The following is an 18,027-nucleotide window of genomic DNA, read 5'->3' on the forward strand; positions in this document are numbered from 1 at the left end:
CGCATCGATTGAAGGCAGGCGATGATCTACCTATGACTACACGCCGGCCTGTGGTGAAAGCGCATCAACCTGTCCGGCGTGCACCGTCCGCTGCCCTGTCGGTGCGGTTCATGGTTGCCGCAGCGCTCGCCGCCACCCTGGTGGCCGTGGCAGGGTGCACGGTGGACCAGTCGCCCCCGCCTGCAACAGGAACGCCGGCTTCCCCTACTTCGTCTGCACCGGCACCGTCCTCTCCGGCCTCCTCCACTGCGGACAGTCCATCGCCCACCGTGGCAGCCACCATCGCGGGCACCCCGCAGCCGGTGGCCACCGGCATGGAGGCTCCGTGGTCGGTGGTGTTCCGCGACGGCGTTCCGCTGGTCAGCGAACGCAACAGCGGCCGGATCCTGGAGCTTGCCGCGGACGGCTCGGCGCGGTCCATCGGCACCGTGGACGGCGTGGCCGCCCGCGGGGAAGCCGGTCTGCTCGGCCTCGCCGTGGGCAACGGCGGTGACCTCTTCGTCTACTCGACGGCGGAGGACGGCAACCGTGTTCAACGCTTCCCGGTCACCGGTACGCGTGGCTCGTTGTCCCTGGGGCAGCCGCGGACCCTCCTGGACGGGATCCCGGCGGCTGGCAACCACGACGGCGGCCGGATCGCCTTCGGGCCCGACGGCATGCTGTACGTGACCACCGGGGATGCCGGGCGGCGGAATGACGCCCAGGACCGGGACGCGCTGGCCGGAAAGATCCTGCGGATGACGCCCGAGGGCACCGTTCCAGCCGGCAACCCCTTCCCCGGATCCCTCGTCTACAGCTACGGACACCGGAACCCGCAGGGAATCGCCTGGGCTGATGACGGAACCATGTTCGCCACGGAGTTCGGGCAGAACACGTGGGACGAGCTCAACATCATCACCGCCGGAGCGAACTACGGCTGGCCCACGGTGGAGGGCATCGCGGACCGGGACGGCTTCGTGGACCCGGTGCAGCAGTGGCAGCCAGGTTCGGCCAGCCCCAGCGGGATGGTCCACACCGGCGGGACCCTGTTCATCGCGAACCTGCGCGGGCAGGTGCTGCGGTCCGTTCCGGTTTCGGATCCGTCCACCTCTGGCGAGCACTTCGGACGGGAGTTCGGCCGGCTCCGCGACGTCACGGTGGCACCGGACGGCAAGCTGTGGCTGGTCACCAACAACACCGACGGGCGGGGCAGCCCACGGCAGGGCGACGACCGGATCCTCGCCGTTCCATTGGGATAGCACCTACAAGGTTGGGGCCCGTTGCGGCGGGCACCGCCGGTCCTGATGCCGGGTCAGTTCCGGGCGCCCGCGTGGGCCAGTTCCACGATGTTCTCCGTCACCGCCCAGGACGCGAGCAGCTTCAGGGCCTGGTCCGAGGCGCTGCCGGGGGTGGCCGGATAAACCGTCAGGGAATGCCCGGGGTCTTCCTCCAGCCCCAGGACCTGGTAGTTCAGTTCCAGCAGGCCCACCACGGGGTGCTGGAAAAACTTGGTCCCCGCGTAGTGGCGCCTGACGTTGTGGGCAGCCCACCGGGTGCGGAACTCGTCGCTGCGCATGGACAGCTCGCCGATGAGTTCGGCAATGCCCTTGTCGTGCGGGTTCCGCCCCGCCTCGCGCCGCAGGATGGCCACATTGGTGTTCGCTGCCCGCTCCCAATCGGTGTAGAACGTGTGGGCCCTGGGGTCCAGGAAGATGAACCGTGAATGGTTCGCAGGCCTGGCGGGAACCCGGTACATGTCCGAGTACAGCGCGTACCCCAACGTGTTCGCGGCCACGATGTCCAGACGGTTGTTGCCGATGAACGCGGGCGCTCCGGTGATGGTGTCCAGCAGGTACTGCAGCTCCGGGCGCACCCCCGCCGCCGGAGCAGTGGCGGCACGTTTGCGCCCCGACGTGTTGGCGGTGCGGGCAAGGTCATAGAGGTGGTCGTGCTCGGCACGGTCCAGTTCCAGCGCACCGGCGATGGCATCCAGCACGCTGTCCGAAACCCCCGTCAGGTTCCCCCGTTCCAGGCGCGTGTAGTAGTCCACGCTGACGCCGGCCAGCCTGGCCACTTCCTCCCGGCGGAGCCCTGGCACCCGCCGCCGCCCGCCGTAGGGCTCAATGCCTGCCTGTTCGGGCGTGATGCGCCCGCGGCGGGTGGAAAGGAACTGCCGTACCTCGGCTCGGTTATCCATACAGGACACGTTACGACGAATGCCCGGGCCCTAAGGAGGGTCTGCCATAACCCGTTACAGCAGGGCCCTCGCTACCGCTCCTCGGACCCGGTTTGATGAATGGAAGGCAAGTAAAGCCCCGAGGCGGAAGGAAACACCATGAACATCGAACCAGCACGCGAAACCGTCAAGAACCCGCCGGAGCAGTTCGCCGGTGACGTCTGGGTGGACCTCATCGCTGCCCCGAACGGACCCGAGCAGCGCGCCGTCGTCGCCAAGGTCCGCTTCGCCCCCGGAGCACGCACGGCCTGGCACTCCCACGCCCGCGGCCAGTACCTGCACGTCACCTCCGGGGTGGCCCGCTTCGGCAGCCGCGACGGCACCATCATTGAAGTACACCCCGGCCAGACCCTCTACACGCCGCCGGGGGAGGAACACTGGCACGCCTCGGCGAACGGTACCTTCATGGAACACATCGCCATCCTCGAAAACGATGAGGATCCGGCCGCCACCACCGCCTGGGCTGAGCACATCACGGACGAACAGTTCGAAGGCCGCCAAGGGTAGGACTGCCAGTACTAGGTACAACAGGGCCACCGAGGCAGGCCCGTTTCACAGATTCCACGCAGCTAGCGCCGGTAGCATTTTAGAGATCCCCCCAAGAAGCACAGGAGAACCATGACCACCGTCAAGGCATACGCATCCCCGTCCGCCACCGAGGACCTGGTTGCAACCACCATTGAACGCCGCGAAGTCGGACCCCACGATGTCCTGATCGACATCAAGTTCGCCGGCATCTGCCACTCCGACATCCACACCGTGCGCGGTGACTGGGGCCCCCAACAGTACCCGCTGGCCCCCGGCCACGAAATCGCCGGCATCGTCACCGAGGTTGGCTCCGAGGTCACCAAGCACAAGGTCGGCGACCGCGTCGGCGTCGGCTGCATGGTGAACTCCTGCCGCGAGTGCGTGAACTGCCTGAAGGGCGAGGAGCAGTACTGCCTCAAGGGCAACGTCGGTACCTACGGCGCCGTTGACCGCGACGGCACCATCACCCAGGGCGGTTACTCCACCCACGTCGTCGTCACCGAAGACTTCGTGGTGACCATCCCCGAAGGCCTGGACCTCGACGTCGCCGCCCCGCTGCTGTGCGCCGGAATCACCACCTACTCACCGCTGCACCACTGGGGTGCCGGCCCCGGCAAGAAGGTCGCCGTCGTCGGCTTGGGCGGCCTCGGCCACATGGCCGTCAAGATCGCCCACGCCATGGGCGCTGAGGTGACGGTCCTGTCGCAGTCCCTGAAGAAGCAGGAAGACGGCCTCCGCCTGGGCGCCGACAAGTACTACGCCACCAGCGACGAGAACACCTTCTCCGAACTCGCCGGACACTTCGACCTGATCATCAACACGGTCAGCGCCTCGATCGACATCAGCTCCTACCTGCAGCTGCTGACCCTCGACGGCGCACTGGTCAACGTTGGTGCCCCCGCCGAACCGCTCCCGGTCAACGCCTTCGCCCTGATCGGCGGACGCCGGTCCTTCGCCGGCTCCATGATCGGCGGCATCCGCGAAACCCAGGAGATGCTCAACTTCTGCGCCGAGCACGGCATCGGTGCCGAGATCGAGGTCATCCCGGCCGAAAAGATCAACGACGCCTACGAGCGCGTCCTGGCATCGGACGTCCGCTACCGCTTCGTGATCGATACCGCCACTTTCTAACCAGCAAACGCGCGCGGCGGCCCGTTCCGAAAGGAGCGCGGCCGCCGTTCGGCGTTAATGCTCGGCAGTGGCTTAGACCCCCTCGTTACCGGGCGCAACGGTTGGGCTGCAATCCTCCGCAGCCCGGCCCAAAACGGGGAAGCAGCCCCACAATTGAAGGACACATTTTCCGGGACAAGGGGAGGGTGTCATGAAAACGTTCCGCGGGCTGCTGCCCGTCCTGGTTCTGGCCGCCGTGGCCGTGGCCGGCTGCGGACAGCAGGCCAGCCCGCCGGTGGCCACAGCCACGGCGTCAGCATCCGTTCCCGTCACCACTGTTCCGCCCGACGGGACCGTTACGCCACCAGCGCCCACGCCCACCAGCACCTCGATGACCACCAGCCCGGCAAAGTCCTGGACAACGTTTACGACGGCGGACGGGCAGCTGGCGTTCGACCATCCCGCCGGCTGGAGCGTCAGGGATCCCGCCGGGGAACTGCCCGAAGGTGGCGGGGCCTTCGCCGAGGTCACCAACGAGGCCGGGAAACCGCTGGCGACGCTTCGGACGAACATGGCCACCGGCTCCACCTGCACGGAGAAGTATCCGTTCACCGAGTTTGAGTCCCAGCAGCTCCCTGCCCTGGCGCAGGCCGGAACAGTCCCGCGGTTCGTGTTCGAAACCCGCGGCAACAGCAGCGCCCCAGGCCCGGCCAACACCCCGGCGGCGGCCTACGGCATTACCGTTTCCGCTGCCCCCACCGGCGACCTGGCCTGCCCCATCTTCCAGTTCTTCACCTGGCCGCCCACGGCCGCCATGTTCGGTGCGTTCTACAACCCGGACAACAATGCGACTCCGGGCGCAGAAAACCTTCCGTACCTGGAGCAGGCCCGGAAATACATGGACACCACCGAATACCAGGACATCCGCCGCATGATCACGTCGCTCCGCCCGGCGGGTTAGCACTCCGGCGCGTTACAGCCCGGTCCGTGCCTCGAACGCTGCCCGGCCCAGGAACATCAGCTGTGCCTCCTTCTCGGCGAGCTGCACCACGGCTCCCTGTTCGAACCCGAAACCGGCCAGCCGGCTGATGGCCTTGCTGTTCCGGGCATCCGGCTCTGCCACCACCCTGTCCTTCGCCGGATCGGACAAGGCAAACCGCATCAGCCCCGCCACCAGCCGCGGCGTGTAATTGGGCACCGGATCTTCGGTGGGCGCAAGGAACAGGTGGATGCCGGTGTCGCCCGGCCGTGCCGGGTACACCTCGCCCACAGGATCGTGCTGCGGCTCGTAGGTCTGGAAGATGCCCGCGGGCTCACCATCCACTACCATCAGGTAGCCGTGATGGGTGTCCAGGCTGTCCAGGAACCGGTAGACATCCCGGACTTCGTCCCGGCTCCAGCCGTTCATGCCCCAGAACTTCGCCCGCTCCTCACGCACCCAGCTGTGGATCAGGTCCGCGTCGTCCTCCGGCGACAGCCGGAACAACCTGAGTATGCCCAGGCCCTCCAGCTCCTCCACGTAGACGGCCTCACTCGTGCGGCCTGAAGCGTCAGTGCCCATCATGATTCTCCTTCGTCATGGTTCTCCCTGCTCAGCTGGTCCCAGTCCGTGATGACCGGCAGCAGTTCGCCGGCGGCCCACAGCGGCAGCTGGCTGAGGAAGTTCGCATCTCCGGGATCTCCGGACGTCCCGAACGGGACCACCCACCTGCTCCGTGACCTGTCGCCGAGGTCCCATACGTAGCGGGCCACCGGTCCTCGGAACGATGCATCGGTGACGCCAGGCAGGCTTTCGGTGGACAGCACGCAGCCCGTGTCACCGGACAGCGCGGTCATGGGGACACGCGGTGCCTTTGCGCCGGCGGACGGGTGGTCCGCCAAGGCGTGCAGCGGCAGGACAGTGTGGGTGCTGCCCCAGGCCGCGGACGACGGCGACGCTGCCGCCGCCTCGAGCGCCTCGGCCGCCGCTGCTGCCACATCCAGGCCCGCGGCGTCACCTTTCGCCACGAGGGTTTCCAGTGCAAAACCCACCCTGGACACCGGGTCCAGCCAGGGACTGAACAGCGGCGAGTGGCCCGCGGGTTTGGCCAGCGGAGCCAGCAGGGGAGCGGAGGCCAGGGCGCGGACGAACGCCGAGCGCCAGGCGGCAAAGGAAGCTGCCCGGGAACTGTCCGCCCGCATGTCACCGTCCCATCCGAGCAGGCTGCTGCGAAGGTCCGCCGCTGCCGCCGACAGGGGAGCGGCATTTCCGCACCGTTCCAACACTGCCCTTAAGGCGGGCCAGGACCCCAGCCTGGTGTCCGTATGGATGCGCTGCATGGCATCGGCATCGAGGCCGCTCCCTGCTTCCTCCAACAGCTCGCGGATCCTGTCTGCCCTGTGCGCAGGGGCAAACTCCAGTCCGGTCAGGCGGCCGCCGCCGGACGCGCGGTCGTTGGCGTTGACCGCAAGCCTTTCCACGTCAGAGGCCGGCAGCGCCACCCAGCCGCCGGTACATTGATGCTCCCGGGATTCGGCGGGCACGGGGCGCACCCGGTTCCCGGGGTGCCGCTCGGGGACTGCGCCGGCCACGAACTGCCGGACGCCGCCGCCCGAATCGGCGGCCAGGACACAGTTGACCGGCTCCACCCAGCCGCCGAATGCCGCCTCCACATCCACTGCGGTCCGGCTCCGCAGCAGCGGCAGGAGGGCCTCGAAACCCAGCCGTCCGCTAACCCGTGAGGGCATCCGCAGGCTCAACGTGCCGCCGTCGTACCCGCTGGTGATGACGGGACCGCGCACGGTCTCCACAATCTGGACCGCCTCGGTGGCGCCGCCGCGGACCCGGATCTGCTCCTCATGGTCCGCCGCCACCGGTTCCCAGCCGTCGGGGCCAAGGGCGTGCTGGGTCCCGCCGTCCCGCCGCAACTGCTCGCGGTAAAGATCCTGGTAATCGGCCATGGCGTTGGTGACCGCCCACGCTGCCGCGCCGGCATGGCCGAAGTGCGGCAGCCCGGGAACGCCGGGAAAAGCCAGCCCCACGGCGTCGAACTCGGGGCAGGCAAGCCGCACCTGCTGGTAGACGCCGGGCAGCTCCATGAGCCGGTGTGGGTCGCCGGCCAACAGGGGAGAGCCGCCGGCGGTCAGACCGCCAGTTACCGCCCAGGCGTTGCTGCCGGCCCACACCGGCGCCTCGATACTGAACAGGTCCACCTCATCGGGCCCGAGCGTGTGGGCCACATGGTCGCGCCAGAGCTTGTTCGGGAACGTGCTGAACAGGATGTGGTGGACCAGGAAGACGCCCAGCGGGGTCCACGGCTCCCACGGTCCGGGTTCGGTGCCGGTGTCCCGGAACTCCTGCGCCTGCCGGCGTCCGCGGGACAGTGCGTCGTTGACGCCGTCCACGTAGGCCGTGACCCAGCGCTGCGTTTCCCGGTCCAGGTTGTCGAAGCAGCGGCGGGCGGTGTCATTGATGCGCGCCTGGCGGGCGAACCTGTCCCACAAAAGGCCGTCACTGCCAAGGTGTTCGGCGGTGCGGCCCTCGGACCGCCAACGCTCCACCTCGATCTGCCAGGAACGGTCAGCTGCGGCGTTACTGCCCTGCAGGAACGCCAACTCATCCGCGGAGCCGGCGCGAAGATGCGGAATGCCCCAGGGGTCGCGGTAGGTCACAGGCACTGAATGGATCCTTTTTCTTAGGTAATCCTAAGTAGGGTACGGCCCCGGCGTGGACTGCCCAAAAAATGACTCTCGAAGGCGAAGGCTGTGTGACGCTTGACACGTGTTAGGTGGCAGGTCTACAGTTCCTAACACGTGTTAGGAAGGAACTAGACATGACCGGAGCCATAAACGGGCAGCTGCGGCAAATCACCCGCCGCACCGCCCTTGGTGCCCTGGGAGCTGGAATCATCGGAGCATCCGTGGCGTCGTGGCCGCGGCTCTCCGGGACGGACATTCCCGGCCGCGGGGACAACAGCCTCAGCATCGCCATTTTGGGCACCGCGGCGGACGCCGCCGCCCGTCAGCGAGCCATTGACGCTTTCAGCCGCATCCACCCGGATATCAAGGTGAAGGTCCAGGCCATCCAGGCCGTGGACTGGAAGGACTTCTTCACAAAGATCCTCACCATGGTGGCTGCCGGCACCCCGCCGGACGTGGTGTACGTGGCCACCGAAGGCGCCCAGCTCTTCGCCGAGAAGCTGGCCCACCCGCTGGACGACTACATCCGCCGTGACGCCGCGGACATGCGGGAGTTCTTCACCGATGTCCACCCCAGCCTGGTGGAAGCGTTCATGTACAAGGGCAGCCTCTACCAGCTCCCCATGGACTGGAACGCGGCCAACATGTACTACAACACCGCGGCGTTCGCGGAAGCGGGACTGGACCGCCCCGCGGACGACTGGACGCATCTCGATTTCCGCAGCAACCTCGCCGCCATGCGCAAGGCCCGGCCCTCGGACTTCACCCCGTACTACTGGACCAACCGGCTCTTCGGCGGCGTGGTGCCCTGGCTCTACGCCAACGACACCAGCTTCCTCAAAGAGACCCGGTCCACCGGCGGAGACTGGCTCTGGGACGGCTTCTACGCCAGCGATCCCTCCCGCAGCCTCCGTTCCGGCGGCTACCAGTGGCTGGAACCAAACGCCAACGATGACCGTGTCTTCGAATCCTTCGACTACCTCCGCGGCCTGGTCAAGGACGGTCTCGGTGTCCGCCCCGAAGAAGGCGGCGGCAACTCCCTGGTGGGACTGTTCGCCTCCAACCGGATCGGCACCACGCCTGCCGGCGGCTACTGGGTGCAGGGCCTGCACGAGGCAGGCATGGCCGAAGACGGCTTCGATGTCCAGTTCTTCCCGCGCTGGAAGACGCAACGGCACCAGTTCGGCACCGCCGGCTACGCCATGATGAAAACCGCCAAGGACAAAGACGCCGCCTGGGAATGGATCAAGTTCAGCTCCAGCCGCGAGGCAATGGAACTGATCTTCCCCAACCCCGCCACCACGCCGGCCCGCCGCTCCATGGTCAACGAGAAGCTTTACGCCGGCAAGGGACCCGCGCACTGGAAGGTCTTCTACGACACCCTGGACAGGTTCCCCACCACCGGCCCCATCCCGGCGCCGCCCCAGCAGGCCGCCGTCGAAACGGCCCTGATGAAGAACGTCTCACTCGCCGTCAGCGGCGACGAACAGCAGCTCAAGCAGGCCCTGGCATCGATGCAGCGCGACCTTGAAATTGCCTTGAGGAGGCAGCCATGAGCACCACCATCCCGCCGCGGGAGAGGCCGCGGCAGGCAGCCCGGCCGGACAAGCCCGCGCCGGCCCGGGGCAGGAAAGGCGCCCCCGGCAACCGCCACAGCCAGCGCTGGCTGGCCTGGGTCTTCCTGGCCCCCACCATCCTGGGCATGGGCCTGTTCACGCTGATCCCCATCGTGGCGTCCGTGGTCCTTGCCTTCTTCCGCTGGGACATCATCTCGGCCCCGTCCTTCGTGGGCTTCAACAACTTCGCCGAAGTGGTGCAGGATCCCACCGTCCGGGTGTCGTTCGTGAACACCATCGTGTTCGTGGTGGTGGCCGTGGCCCTGCAGCTGGGGCTGGCCCTCGCGCTGGCCATCATGGTGCAGGAGAAGATGCCGGCGTGGATGCGGGTGTTCTTCCGCTCCGCCTTCTTCTTCCCGCTGATCCTCTCCGCAGCATCGGTGTCCATCTTCATGCGGTACCTCTTCAACGAACAGTTCGGCGTGGTCAACTGGCTCCTGTCCCTGGTGGGCATCCCTGCGGTCCCGTGGCTGACCACCCCCGGCGGGTCCGCCGCCGTCGTGATCCTGGTCTACGTCTGGCAGAACTTCGGCTTCTCGTTCCTGCTGTTCATCGGCGGCCTGGCCTCCATCCCGGTGGAGACCTACGAGGCCGCATCTATCGATGGCGCCACCGGTTGGCGCAAGCACCTCCACGTGACGCTTCCGCTGCTCAGCCCCACCACTCTGGTGGCGTCCGTGATGGCCATCATCAGCGCCCTCCAGGTGTTCGACCAGCCGTACGTCCTCACCCGGGGCGGCCCGGGCGACTCGACCCGTACCGCCGTCATGGTGATCTTCGAATCGGCCTTCCAGCGGCTCGAATTCGGCCAGGCATCCGCCATCGGCGTGCTGCTCACCCTGATCATCATGGCCATCACGGCCGCGCAGTTCCGGCTCAGCAAACGATTCGTCTTCTACCAGTAAGGCCAGTCATGACCACCACCACTGAGCACGGCCTGGCCTCCGGGCCCACGCCCCGGCTCTCCGCGGGACTCCCCGCCGTCCGCACCAACCGGCGCAGGTTCAGCTGGAACACCGCCCTCCGCGTGCTCCTGCTGCTGATCGCCGCGGCCCTGACCCTGGGACCGGTGCTGTGGACGCTGTCCACCTCGCTGCGGTCGCCGTCGGAATCCTTCAAGCTGCCGCCGTCGTTCATCCCCTGGAACCCTGACTTCACGTCCTACGGCCAGGTGTTCCAGCAGCTGAACATCTTCCTCCTGGTCCTCAACAGCGCCCTGGTCACCGGCCTGATCGCCGTGGGCCAGATGGTGTCCGCGGCGCTGGCCGGCTACGCCTTCGCCCACCTGAAGTTCCGGGGCCGCGGCGCACTGTTCTCCATCGTGCTGGCCACCATGATGGTGCCGGTGCAGGTGACCATCGTGCCCGTGTTCATGCTGATCCGCGGCATGGGCCTGTCCGATACCCTCCTGGCGCTGATCCTGCCGGCCATCCCGACGGCGTTCGGCACCTTCCTGATGCGGCAGTACTTCCTGGGACTGCCCACGGAGTTGGCCGAGGCCGCCTCGATCGACGGTGCCTCACCCTGGCGGACCTTCCGCTCGGTCTACGCGCCGCTGGCCATGCCCGGCATGGCGATCGTGGGGATCCTGGCGTTCAACTTCCACTGGAACGAGTTCTTCCGGCCCCTCATCCTCACCATCTCCGAACAGAACTTCACGCTTCCGCTGGGCCTCGTCTCGCTCCAGGGCAACCTGGGCACCGGCAGCATCTCGGTGGTCCTGGCAGGCGTTGTCCTGTCCATGATCCCGGCGCTGGTGGTCTTCATGTTCGGCCAGCGCGCACTCCAGGCCGGCCTCACCGCCGGCACCGGCAAGTAACTTCCTCCCTTCCTCCACCCTGAAAGGCTCCACCATGCCCACCCCGGACCTCGCCGCCATCTCCTTCGACGACGTCGCCGCCGCCCACCCCGATGCAGCCTTCCCGCGGTTCCACCCGCGTCCTGCCCAGGGCTGGATCAACGATCCCAACGGCATCAGCTTCATCAACGGCCGGTACCACGTCTTCTTCCAGTACAACCCGGATTCGGCCCGGCACCACCGGATCGCCTGGGGCCACGTGAGCTCGGCGGACCTGATGCGCTGGGAAGAACACCCCGTGGCGCTGCGTCCCCAGCCGGGCGGGCCGGACGAGTACGGCTGCTGGACGGGCGTGGTGACGGACGACGCCGGTGTCCCCACCGCAGCGTACTCGGGCGTCCGCGGCGACGGCGGGCACTCAGAGGTGGTCATCGCCCGCGGTTCGCAGGACCTGGTGGACTGGGACCAGACAGGGCACGTTGCGGCACGGATGCCCGACGGCGGGGACGTCACGGCCGTGCGGGACCCCTTCATCTTCCGTTTCAACGGCAAGCGGTACGCCATGCAGGGCGCCGGCCTTGCGAACGGACACGCTGCGCTGCTCCTCTACACGGTGGAGGACCTGTCCGACTGGAAGTACCAGGGCATCTGGCTCACCACGGAAAACCCTGTGGCATCGCAGTTCACCCCCGCTGAAATCTGGGAGTGCCCGCAGCTGGTGCGGGTCCCGGACAGCTCCGGCGCGGAGACCTGGGTGGCGATGTTCTCGCTGTGGCTCTCCGGCGACGCCCACGAGCACGCCAATGGGGTGGGCCACCTGATCGGCTCGCTCACCGAAGACCCCGCCACGGGACTGCCGGTATTCACGCCCCGCAGCGGCGGATCCTCGGACCAGGGCCGGGACTTCTACGCCCCGCAGGTTCTTGCCCTGGAGGACCGCGCCCTGCTGTGGGGCTGGGCCAACGAGGGGCCCGGCCGCGACGGGCGCCGTGGCCGTAGCCAGGAAGAGATCGACGCCGCGGGCTGGGCCGGGGTGCTCACCTTCCCGCGGGAGCTGTCCGTAGTGGACGGGACGCTGGCGGTAGCACCGGCCCCGGAAATTGAGGCCTACCGCGGTGACCAAGTGGCCCGCTCGGCCGAGGGCCGCGTGGAACTGCCGCCCTTCGCGGAAGCAGTGGTGACCCACGCCGCCGGCGCGCTGGAAGCCGGCGCCGGGGACGCCGTCGTCGAACTCCTGCTGGCGGCCGGGGACGGGCAACAGACCGTCTTCAGCGGACCCCTTGCCGACGGGGAGGAACTGCGGATCTACGTGGACGCCTCGCTGGTGGAGGTTTACCGCGCCGGGGCCGTGGCCACCACCCTCCGCGCGTACCCGGCGGCGGGGGAGAAGTGGCAGCTGCTGCTTCCGGCCGGCGCCGCGGCAGACGTGTGGGAGCTCAGCCAGCCCTAGCGCTGGGCTCTAGCGCCGGCAGCCAACGTCCGGTTCTATCGCCGGTTTAGCGTCCCTCGGGAACCGGGCCGGTGGACTCGCGGACCACCAGGCGGCAGGGCACCATCGTTTCGGTGCCGCTGCCGCCTGGCGCGCCGTCTGTCTCACTGCCTTCTGCCACATGCGTCCGGTGCTGCGTGACATCGCCCAGCAGGGCGGTCATGGCGGCGGCGCCCATCTCGCGCAGCGGCAGGGCCATGGTGCTCAGTGCGGGCACCATGGATTTGGCCACGCGGAATTCGTCGTCGTAGCCCATGACGGAGATGTCCTGTGGGACGCTCAGGCCCAGCCGGTAGCAGGCCAGCACCACGCCGATGGCCAGGCGGTCGTTCGCGCACAGGATGGCGGTGGGGCGGCGTGCGGCCTCGGCGACGTCCAGGAGCTTCATGGCACCGTGGAAACCGGCGTCGATGTCCCATCCCACCTGCAGGACCCTGGCCTCGTTGACGGGCAGCCCTGCCCGGAGGAACGCGTCCCGGTAGCCCTCGATCCGGCGCGGCGCCGCGGGCGTGAGCGAGTCACCGGCCAGGAACGCGATGTCCCGGTGGCCCAGCGACATGACGTGCTCGGCGGCCTCCCGCCCGCCCCGGACCTCGTCCGGAATCACCGCTCCAACGCCGGCTTCGGGCCGGTCATCAAAACAGTTGGCCAGGATGGACGGCACCCGCTCCATGTTCGCCGGCACGTGCAGGGGACGTAGGCCCACCGTGACGTACATCAGCCCGTCCACCTGCCGGTCCAGCAGGGTTTCCACCGCACCTTCGTCCCGGGAGCCGTCCAGTTCGGTGTCCATCACCACTGTGACGAAGCCATGTTCACGGGCCACGGCGTCCGCTCCGGCGATGATGTTGCCGTCGAATGGGCTGGTGACCACCTGGTCCGAGACAATGCCGATGATCCGGGACTGCCGGTTCCGCAGGCTGAGGGCGATCTTGTTGGGCGTGTAGTTCAGGGTGGCCGCAGCTTCGCGGATACGCTGCTGGCTTTCCAGCGCCACGTTGCCGTCGCCCCGTCCGTTGAGGACCAGGGAGACGGCGCTGCGCGAAACACCGGCCAGCTTGGCGACGTCTAGTGCGGTGGCCTTGCGATTCATGGTGATCCTCTGGTGGCAAACAACAGTGATGCTGCAGTTTACCTAACGCGTGTGAGGATGCGCTGCCGCCGCACGTGCACAGCTGCCGCTACTCGGGGGATATGCGCGCCACGGTGACCTTGACCGAAACCTCCGCGGGCGCTAAGTGGGCGCGGACCACCGAGGCCACCGCCCGCACCACGTCCGGAGTCCGGGAGTCGGCACCCACGCCGATGCGGACTGTCACGTCCGTGGCACTGCCGTCCGCCCGGGCTTCAACCAGCGGGCCGTCGTCGGGATCCCCGGCGCCCTGGTCGCCGGAACCCTGCTGGCCCGCTGCCTGCTGCAGCCGGGACAGGGCTCCGGCGGGCAGCCGCTGCCACAGTGGCCGGGACGGAAAGACGTCAGTGACGCCCTCCACGCCCAGGACGGCGGCTCGCAGGGAGTCCGGCGCAGCGGCGCCCGGTGTCCCTGCCTGCCCGTTTTCGCGTTCCACTTCCTGGCTGCTGCCCGGAAGTTCGTCCCGCACATCTTCCCGCTGCGGGGGAGTTGGCTGCATCGGCACTGTCATGGTTCCTCCCGGGGAGTGTCGATCACGTCCGTGATGGTGATGTCGATGGCGGCGATGTTCAACTCGGTGTGCCGGGCCAGGGCTTCCCCGAGGTGCTGCCGGAGCGCTTCCGCGCTGCCCAGCAGTGGATTGCCGAAGGCGACGGCAAGGTCCAGGTTGACGGTGATGGCTTCGCCGGGAACGGTGACATCTCCTTCAAGCCGGACCCTGCCTGCCACGGCCCCGGGTGCCAGGTCTGTGACGGAACGGACCAAGGCGAGGACCGAGCCTTCCGTTTCGGTGAGGGTGTCCGCCGGGTGCCCGGACCGCAGCGGGATGGAACGCCCGGGCCGGAGCTCGAGCTTGAGGTTGGCCAGGATGTTCTTCATCCAGTCGTCGTTGCCGCTGCCGGCCTCGGCGAGGTCGTTGCTGAACAGCTCGCTGCCGGCGGTGGAGAGCCGGCGCAGCGAGTCGAGGCCGTTGCGGCAATCAGGGCAGGTCTCGAGGTGGCGGGGATCGGGGAATTCGCCGGTATCCAGGTACTGGCTCAACTCCTCGAGCGTGTGCCCGCACTCGAACGTGTCGTGGGGGATGCTCATCGCCATCCTTCCATTTCGCGGACCAGTGTAATCCGGGCCCGGGCAAGGCGGCCCCGGACACTGGCTGGGCTGATGTTCAGGGTCTGCGCAATCTGCTCATAGCTTTGTCCGTTGAACTCTTTAAGTACCCAGCAGCGGCGCTGTTCCTCGGGCAGCCGGGACAAGGCGGCCTTCAGGGCTTCGGTACCCGACGCCGCCACGGCGGACGACTCGGGGCTGGGCCCGGTGGCTGCAGGTTCCATTCCTGCTCCGCCCTCTTCCAGCGCCGAGAGGCTGGTGTGGTTCCTGCGCCGGCGCAGGTAGTCGATGCTCCTGCTGCCCGTCAGCCGGAGCAGCCAACCCTTCACTGCAGCGGGTTCGCGCAGCGATTCAAGCTGCTTCCAGGCCTGGACCAGGGCTTCCTGGACCACGTCGTCGGCATCGGCGTACTGTCCGGTCAGCCGGCGGGCGCATGCCCGCATGTGCGGCCCGTACCGCCGGGCGAGGGCCTCGAAAGCCGCTGTATCGCCGTCGGCTGCCCTTCCGGCCAGGATGGCATCGGGGACCAGGTCCAACTGGTCCCGCACCAAGGGTGTTCCTGTCACCTGACTCTGCTTTCATTATCGGCGCTATCATGCCTGCTGGGCGTGAAAGAAGTGCGCCGTTCGAACGGACTGACGGCAGGGCGCGTTGCGCCGTGGTTGGCTGCAACGCGCCTGCCGTCCAGGGGCTGGCTACTCCTTGCGGAAGCTTTCCTTGACCTTCTCCGCAGCTTCCTTGAGGTTGTGGCCGATGTCCTTGGCAGCGTCCTTGACCTTCTCGCCGGCTTCCTGGACTTTCGCCTGGGCCTGGTCGTGCTGGCCTTCGCGCTCGAGCCGTTCGTTGCCCGTGAGCTTGCCTACGCCTTCCTTGGCGGCGCCCGCGTGGTTGGTGGCGGCGTTGTTGATCTTGTCGTCGAGTCCCATGGTGATGCCCTTCTCTCGGTGTTCCTGTTGTGCTCCTGTGTGTCCGAAACACAGCAGCCTTTGCTAGCTGGTGCGGTGTGCACCCGCCAGCCGGGTCCTGGTTCCACCTTCTATTCGGACCAGAACGGTGGTGCGATGGCCCAGCAGGGTTTCCATGCCGGTGACCAGTGCCTCGGCGAGGTCGGCCACCTCACGCGGAGATGCTCCGCGCCGTGCCTGCAGGGTGATTCGCAGTCCTTGGGTTGTGGTGCTCCGCCGGCCGCGTCCGCGCCAGGCGGACACTGAGCTGCCGACGACGGCCCGGTTGCCTTCCAGCGCGGCCTCCACGGCGGATTCGAGGTAGGAAATGTCGACGGCGGTGTCCCCGAGTTCGGGGTCCCGTTGCCTGCCTGCCTCGCTGGTCCGCCCGCCGCCCTGCCGGGTCAGCCACATGATGCTGACAGCGGCGCCGAGGAGCAGTACGGCGGGCACGGCCAGTGCCCACCAGCTGCCCAGGGGTTCCTGCAGGGGTGCGGTGCCCCGGAGGTTCCGCCAGCCCCCCAATAGGCTGGTGCTGACGGAACTCCAGCGGTCCCGGACGCCGGCGTCCATGCCGGCACCCGCGGTGAGGGTGCCTGCGGCAAGCAGGACCAGTCCAGTGGCGGCCAGGAAGAAGCGGTTCAGGGCGCGGTTGGTGTGGTTCATCGTCCCAGTGCTCCTTCGGTGGCGATGCGGATATCGGTGTTGAGTTTCCGTCCCAGGCGGCAGGAAGCGATCTCCTCTTCGGCAGCCCGGGTGACAGCTTCACGGTCCAGGGGGGCGCCCGACGTCGGCCGGATGGCTACCTGGGCGCGGGCCCGGCTGATGGTGGTGGCAACCTGCTCGGGAGCGAGTTTGGCGGTCAGCTGCACCTGCCGCGACACTGCTGCGGCGATGACCTGGTCATCAACCACCACCGCCGCCCGTTCGGCCTGCATGGCCCGGCGTCCCTTGCGGCCGCCCTTGAAGGCCGCCACCAACAAGGTGAGGCCCAGGACGCCGGCGGCAACTCCGGCCGCGGTCAGTTCGGCCGGTTGCGTGGTTTGCGGCGCTGTGGCCGCGGCGTCGGCAAGCCGGCCGGGGCTGGCCACCAGGGCGTCCTGTCCCAACAGGGCGAGGACGCTTTCGGTTCCCAGCCAGAGGAAGGCGGCCAGGAGGAGCACCGCAGTGGCGGCGGACAACCCGGCGCGCGATGAATGCGTTTCCCGCCGGACAATCCTGCTATGGGTTCGGGCCGTGCCCACGGTGACCTCCTGGTGGGTTGCTGGATGTGCTGCTGATATTCGGTGCTGCCGCCCTGGCCGCGGGCAGCCTGTGTGCCGCCGCGGGAAGGCTTCTCATGCAGCCCCGAGCCTGATGTTGATTTTTCCGATCTCCATGCCCGTGACCTGGCGCCCCATGAAGGAAATCTTCAGCCGGGCAATCTCCGCCTGTTCAAACAGGGGTGGCCGGCCCTCCGAGGCTGGCGTCGTCAGGGTTGGTGCCGGCAGGCGGACCAGGAGGTCCACCCCCAGCTTCCCTGCATCGTCCCGCAGCGACGCCGAAACGTCGGTGTGGGGAACGTCGAACGCCTGGCACGTCACGGCTTCCACGGTTTTCCGGAGGGCGGCCGGGGCGATGCGGGTGTGGCCCTGGCGGTTCACGACGACGTGCGGCGGCCGCGCAGGGCGTCAAACACCTCGGCCAGGTCCAGGCGGCCCTCGGCGGCGCGTCCCAGGACCGCACCAATGCCCATGAAGAGCAGGGTCAGGATGAAGCCCCAGAATCCGAAGGCCAGCGCCACTATCGCCAGGACTGCTCCGGCTGCCGCGCCGCCGATGACCGGGGTCATGCCACCCTCGGCTCGTGGCCGGCGTCGTCAGCCTCATCGTCGTTGTCCTCAGACGGAACATGGATGTCCGTGATGGTGATGTTGACCTCGGTGACTTCCATGCCCACCAGGTCCTCCACCGCGGAGTAGACGGCGTCGCGGGCGTTGTCCGCCACCTGCTGGAGGGGGTGCGGGTACTCGACCACCAGGGTCACGTCCACGGCCACCTGGGTCTGGCCCACTTCAACGCTCACGCCCTGGGTGAGGTCCTTCTGGCCCACCCGCTCGCGGAGGTTTCCGATGGCCCGGGCAGCGCCGCCGCCCAGGGCGTGGACGCCGTCGATTTCCTGGATGGCGATGCCGGCGATCTTTGCCACTACGCCGTCGGCGACGGTGGTGCGGCCGCGGCCGTCGTGGCCTTCGGCCGTGCCCAGGGAGTGGGTAGCTGCCGGCTTCTTCTGCGCGGCGGTACCCGGTGCGGTGGTGGCCTGCGCTGCGTTGTTCTGCGCTGCGTTGCCGGTCTGCTGCGTGCTGGCGTTTGTCTGCGTGGTCATTACGTCACTCCTGCTCGGTTGGCGTTCTGTTCCAGGCGCGGGTTTG

The 18,027-nt window shown here is 68.0% G+C and carries 21 protein-coding genes; 8 read left to right on the top strand and 13 right to left on the bottom strand.

The features are described 5' to 3' along the window. The first annotated feature begins 110 nt into the window (after positions 1–110). The gene (locus AC1DBN_RS12375) at positions 111–1,238 is read left to right on the top strand and encodes a PQQ-dependent sugar dehydrogenase (protein WP_349034694.1); all 1,128 of its coding nucleotides are present in this window, start codon (positions 111–113) and stop codon (positions 1,236–1,238) included. A gap of 53 nt (positions 1,239–1,291) precedes the next feature. Here AC1DBN_RS12375 and AC1DBN_RS12380 read toward each other — a convergent pair whose 3' ends face one another. Then, complete coding sequence (locus tag AC1DBN_RS12380) at positions 1,292–2,176, bottom strand: helix-turn-helix transcriptional regulator (RefSeq protein WP_056077776.1); 885 nt, start codon at positions 2,174–2,176, stop codon at positions 1,292–1,294. Positions 2,177–2,314: 138 nt separating this feature from the next. Here AC1DBN_RS12380 and AC1DBN_RS12385 point away from each other — a divergent pair, with 138 nt between their 5' ends. From AC1DBN_RS12385 to AC1DBN_RS12395, 3 genes are all read left to right on the top strand, one after another. Beyond that, positions 2,315–2,722 (top strand): (R)-mandelonitrile lyase, encoded by a 408-nt coding sequence (locus AC1DBN_RS12385; protein ID WP_091723166.1) that lies wholly within the window; start codon positions 2,315–2,317, stop codon positions 2,720–2,722. Between the two features lie 111 nt (positions 2,723–2,833). Then, on the top strand, positions 2,834–3,874 hold the full coding sequence (locus AC1DBN_RS12390) for an NAD(P)-dependent alcohol dehydrogenase (RefSeq protein WP_091723164.1): 1,041 nt from the start codon (positions 2,834–2,836) through the stop codon (positions 3,872–3,874). Positions 3,875–4,064: 190 nt separating this feature from the next. Continuing rightward, complete coding sequence (locus AC1DBN_RS12395) at positions 4,065–4,814, top strand: hypothetical protein (RefSeq protein WP_314215028.1); 750 nt, start codon at positions 4,065–4,067, stop codon at positions 4,812–4,814. 12 nt (positions 4,815–4,826) lie between these two features. Here the strand turns inward: AC1DBN_RS12395 and AC1DBN_RS12400 are convergent, their stop codons facing one another. After that, entirely contained in the window at positions 4,827–5,417 is a 591-nt protein-coding gene (locus AC1DBN_RS12400) for a GNAT family N-acetyltransferase (RefSeq protein ID WP_231994360.1), read from the bottom strand. Then, on the bottom strand, positions 5,414–7,510 hold the full coding sequence (locus AC1DBN_RS12405; RefSeq protein WP_314215030.1) for a penicillin acylase family protein: 2,097 nt from the start codon (positions 7,508–7,510) through the stop codon (positions 5,414–5,416). Before AC1DBN_RS12405 ends, AC1DBN_RS12400 begins: the two co-directional genes overlap by 4 nt. A gap of 155 nt (positions 7,511–7,665) precedes the next feature. Here AC1DBN_RS12405 and AC1DBN_RS12410 point away from each other — a divergent pair, with 155 nt between their 5' ends. The 4 genes from AC1DBN_RS12410 to AC1DBN_RS12425 are packed head-to-tail and all read left to right on the top strand — an operon-like array spanning position 7,666 to position 12,395. Then, positions 7,666–9,087, top strand: a complete 1,422-nt coding sequence (locus AC1DBN_RS12410) for an extracellular solute-binding protein (protein WP_091723157.1) — start codon at positions 7,666–7,668, stop codon at positions 9,085–9,087. Further along, positions 9,084–10,052, top strand: a complete 969-nt coding sequence (locus AC1DBN_RS12415; protein WP_314215032.1) for a carbohydrate ABC transporter permease — start codon at positions 9,084–9,086, stop codon at positions 10,050–10,052. Before AC1DBN_RS12410 ends, AC1DBN_RS12415 begins: the two co-directional genes overlap by 4 nt. An 8-nt stretch (positions 10,053–10,060) precedes the next feature. After that, positions 10,061–10,966 (top strand): carbohydrate ABC transporter permease, encoded by a 906-nt coding sequence (locus AC1DBN_RS12420; RefSeq protein ID WP_091723154.1) that lies wholly within the window; start codon positions 10,061–10,063, stop codon positions 10,964–10,966. Between the two features lie 34 nt (positions 10,967–11,000). Further along, a complete protein-coding gene (locus AC1DBN_RS12425) occupies positions 11,001–12,395 on the top strand; it encodes a glycoside hydrolase family 32 protein (protein ID WP_314215035.1) in 1,395 nt (464 codons plus the stop codon). A 46-nt stretch (positions 12,396–12,441) separates the two neighbouring features. Here the strand turns inward: AC1DBN_RS12425 and AC1DBN_RS12430 are convergent, their stop codons facing one another. From AC1DBN_RS12430 to AC1DBN_RS12475, 10 genes are all read right to left on the bottom strand, one after another. Continuing rightward, positions 12,442–13,527, bottom strand: coding sequence for a LacI family DNA-binding transcriptional regulator (locus tag AC1DBN_RS12430; RefSeq protein ID WP_477723321.1), 1,086 nt, complete (start codon positions 13,525–13,527; stop codon positions 12,442–12,444). An 88-nt stretch (positions 13,528–13,615) separates the two neighbouring features. Beyond that, the gene (locus AC1DBN_RS12435; protein WP_477723322.1) at positions 13,616–14,077 is read right to left on the bottom strand and encodes a hypothetical protein; all 462 of its coding nucleotides are present in this window, start codon (positions 14,075–14,077) and stop codon (positions 13,616–13,618) included. After that, positions 14,074–14,655 (bottom strand): anti-sigma factor family protein, encoded by a 582-nt coding sequence (locus tag AC1DBN_RS12440; protein WP_477723323.1) that lies wholly within the window; start codon positions 14,653–14,655, stop codon positions 14,074–14,076. The genes AC1DBN_RS12435 and AC1DBN_RS12440 overlap by 4 nt, the downstream gene beginning before the upstream one ends. Then, the gene (locus AC1DBN_RS12445) at positions 14,652–15,239 is read right to left on the bottom strand and encodes an RNA polymerase sigma factor (protein WP_231994359.1); all 588 of its coding nucleotides are present in this window, start codon (positions 15,237–15,239) and stop codon (positions 14,652–14,654) included. The genes AC1DBN_RS12440 and AC1DBN_RS12445 overlap by 4 nt, the downstream gene beginning before the upstream one ends. 129 nt (positions 15,240–15,368) lie before the next feature. Next, positions 15,369–15,599 (bottom strand): CsbD family protein, encoded by a 231-nt coding sequence (locus AC1DBN_RS12450; protein WP_045731032.1) that lies wholly within the window; start codon positions 15,597–15,599, stop codon positions 15,369–15,371. A gap of 63 nt (positions 15,600–15,662) precedes the next feature. Beyond that, on the bottom strand, positions 15,663–16,283 hold the full coding sequence (locus AC1DBN_RS12455) for an Asp23/Gls24 family envelope stress response protein (protein WP_477723324.1): 621 nt from the start codon (positions 16,281–16,283) through the stop codon (positions 15,663–15,665). Beyond that, positions 16,280–16,861: a hypothetical protein gene (locus AC1DBN_RS12460; protein WP_477723325.1), complete on the bottom strand. Its 582-nt coding sequence runs from the start codon at positions 16,859–16,861 to the stop codon at positions 16,280–16,282. The genes AC1DBN_RS12455 and AC1DBN_RS12460 overlap by 4 nt, the downstream gene beginning before the upstream one ends. Before the next feature lie 93 nt (positions 16,862–16,954). Beyond that, a complete protein-coding gene (locus tag AC1DBN_RS12465) occupies positions 16,955–17,260 on the bottom strand; it encodes a hypothetical protein (RefSeq protein ID WP_477723326.1) in 306 nt (101 codons plus the stop codon). Next, positions 17,257–17,448 (bottom strand): DUF2273 domain-containing protein, encoded by a 192-nt coding sequence (locus AC1DBN_RS12470; protein ID WP_091723139.1) that lies wholly within the window; start codon positions 17,446–17,448, stop codon positions 17,257–17,259. The genes AC1DBN_RS12465 and AC1DBN_RS12470 overlap by 4 nt, the downstream gene beginning before the upstream one ends. Continuing rightward, positions 17,445–17,981, bottom strand: a complete 537-nt coding sequence (locus AC1DBN_RS12475; RefSeq protein WP_477723327.1) for an Asp23/Gls24 family envelope stress response protein — start codon at positions 17,979–17,981, stop codon at positions 17,445–17,447. The genes AC1DBN_RS12470 and AC1DBN_RS12475 overlap by 4 nt, the downstream gene beginning before the upstream one ends. Positions 17,982–18,027 lie beyond the last annotated feature (46 nt).

The sequence above is a fragment of the Pseudarthrobacter sp. 10T415 genome, assembly GCF_056394175.1.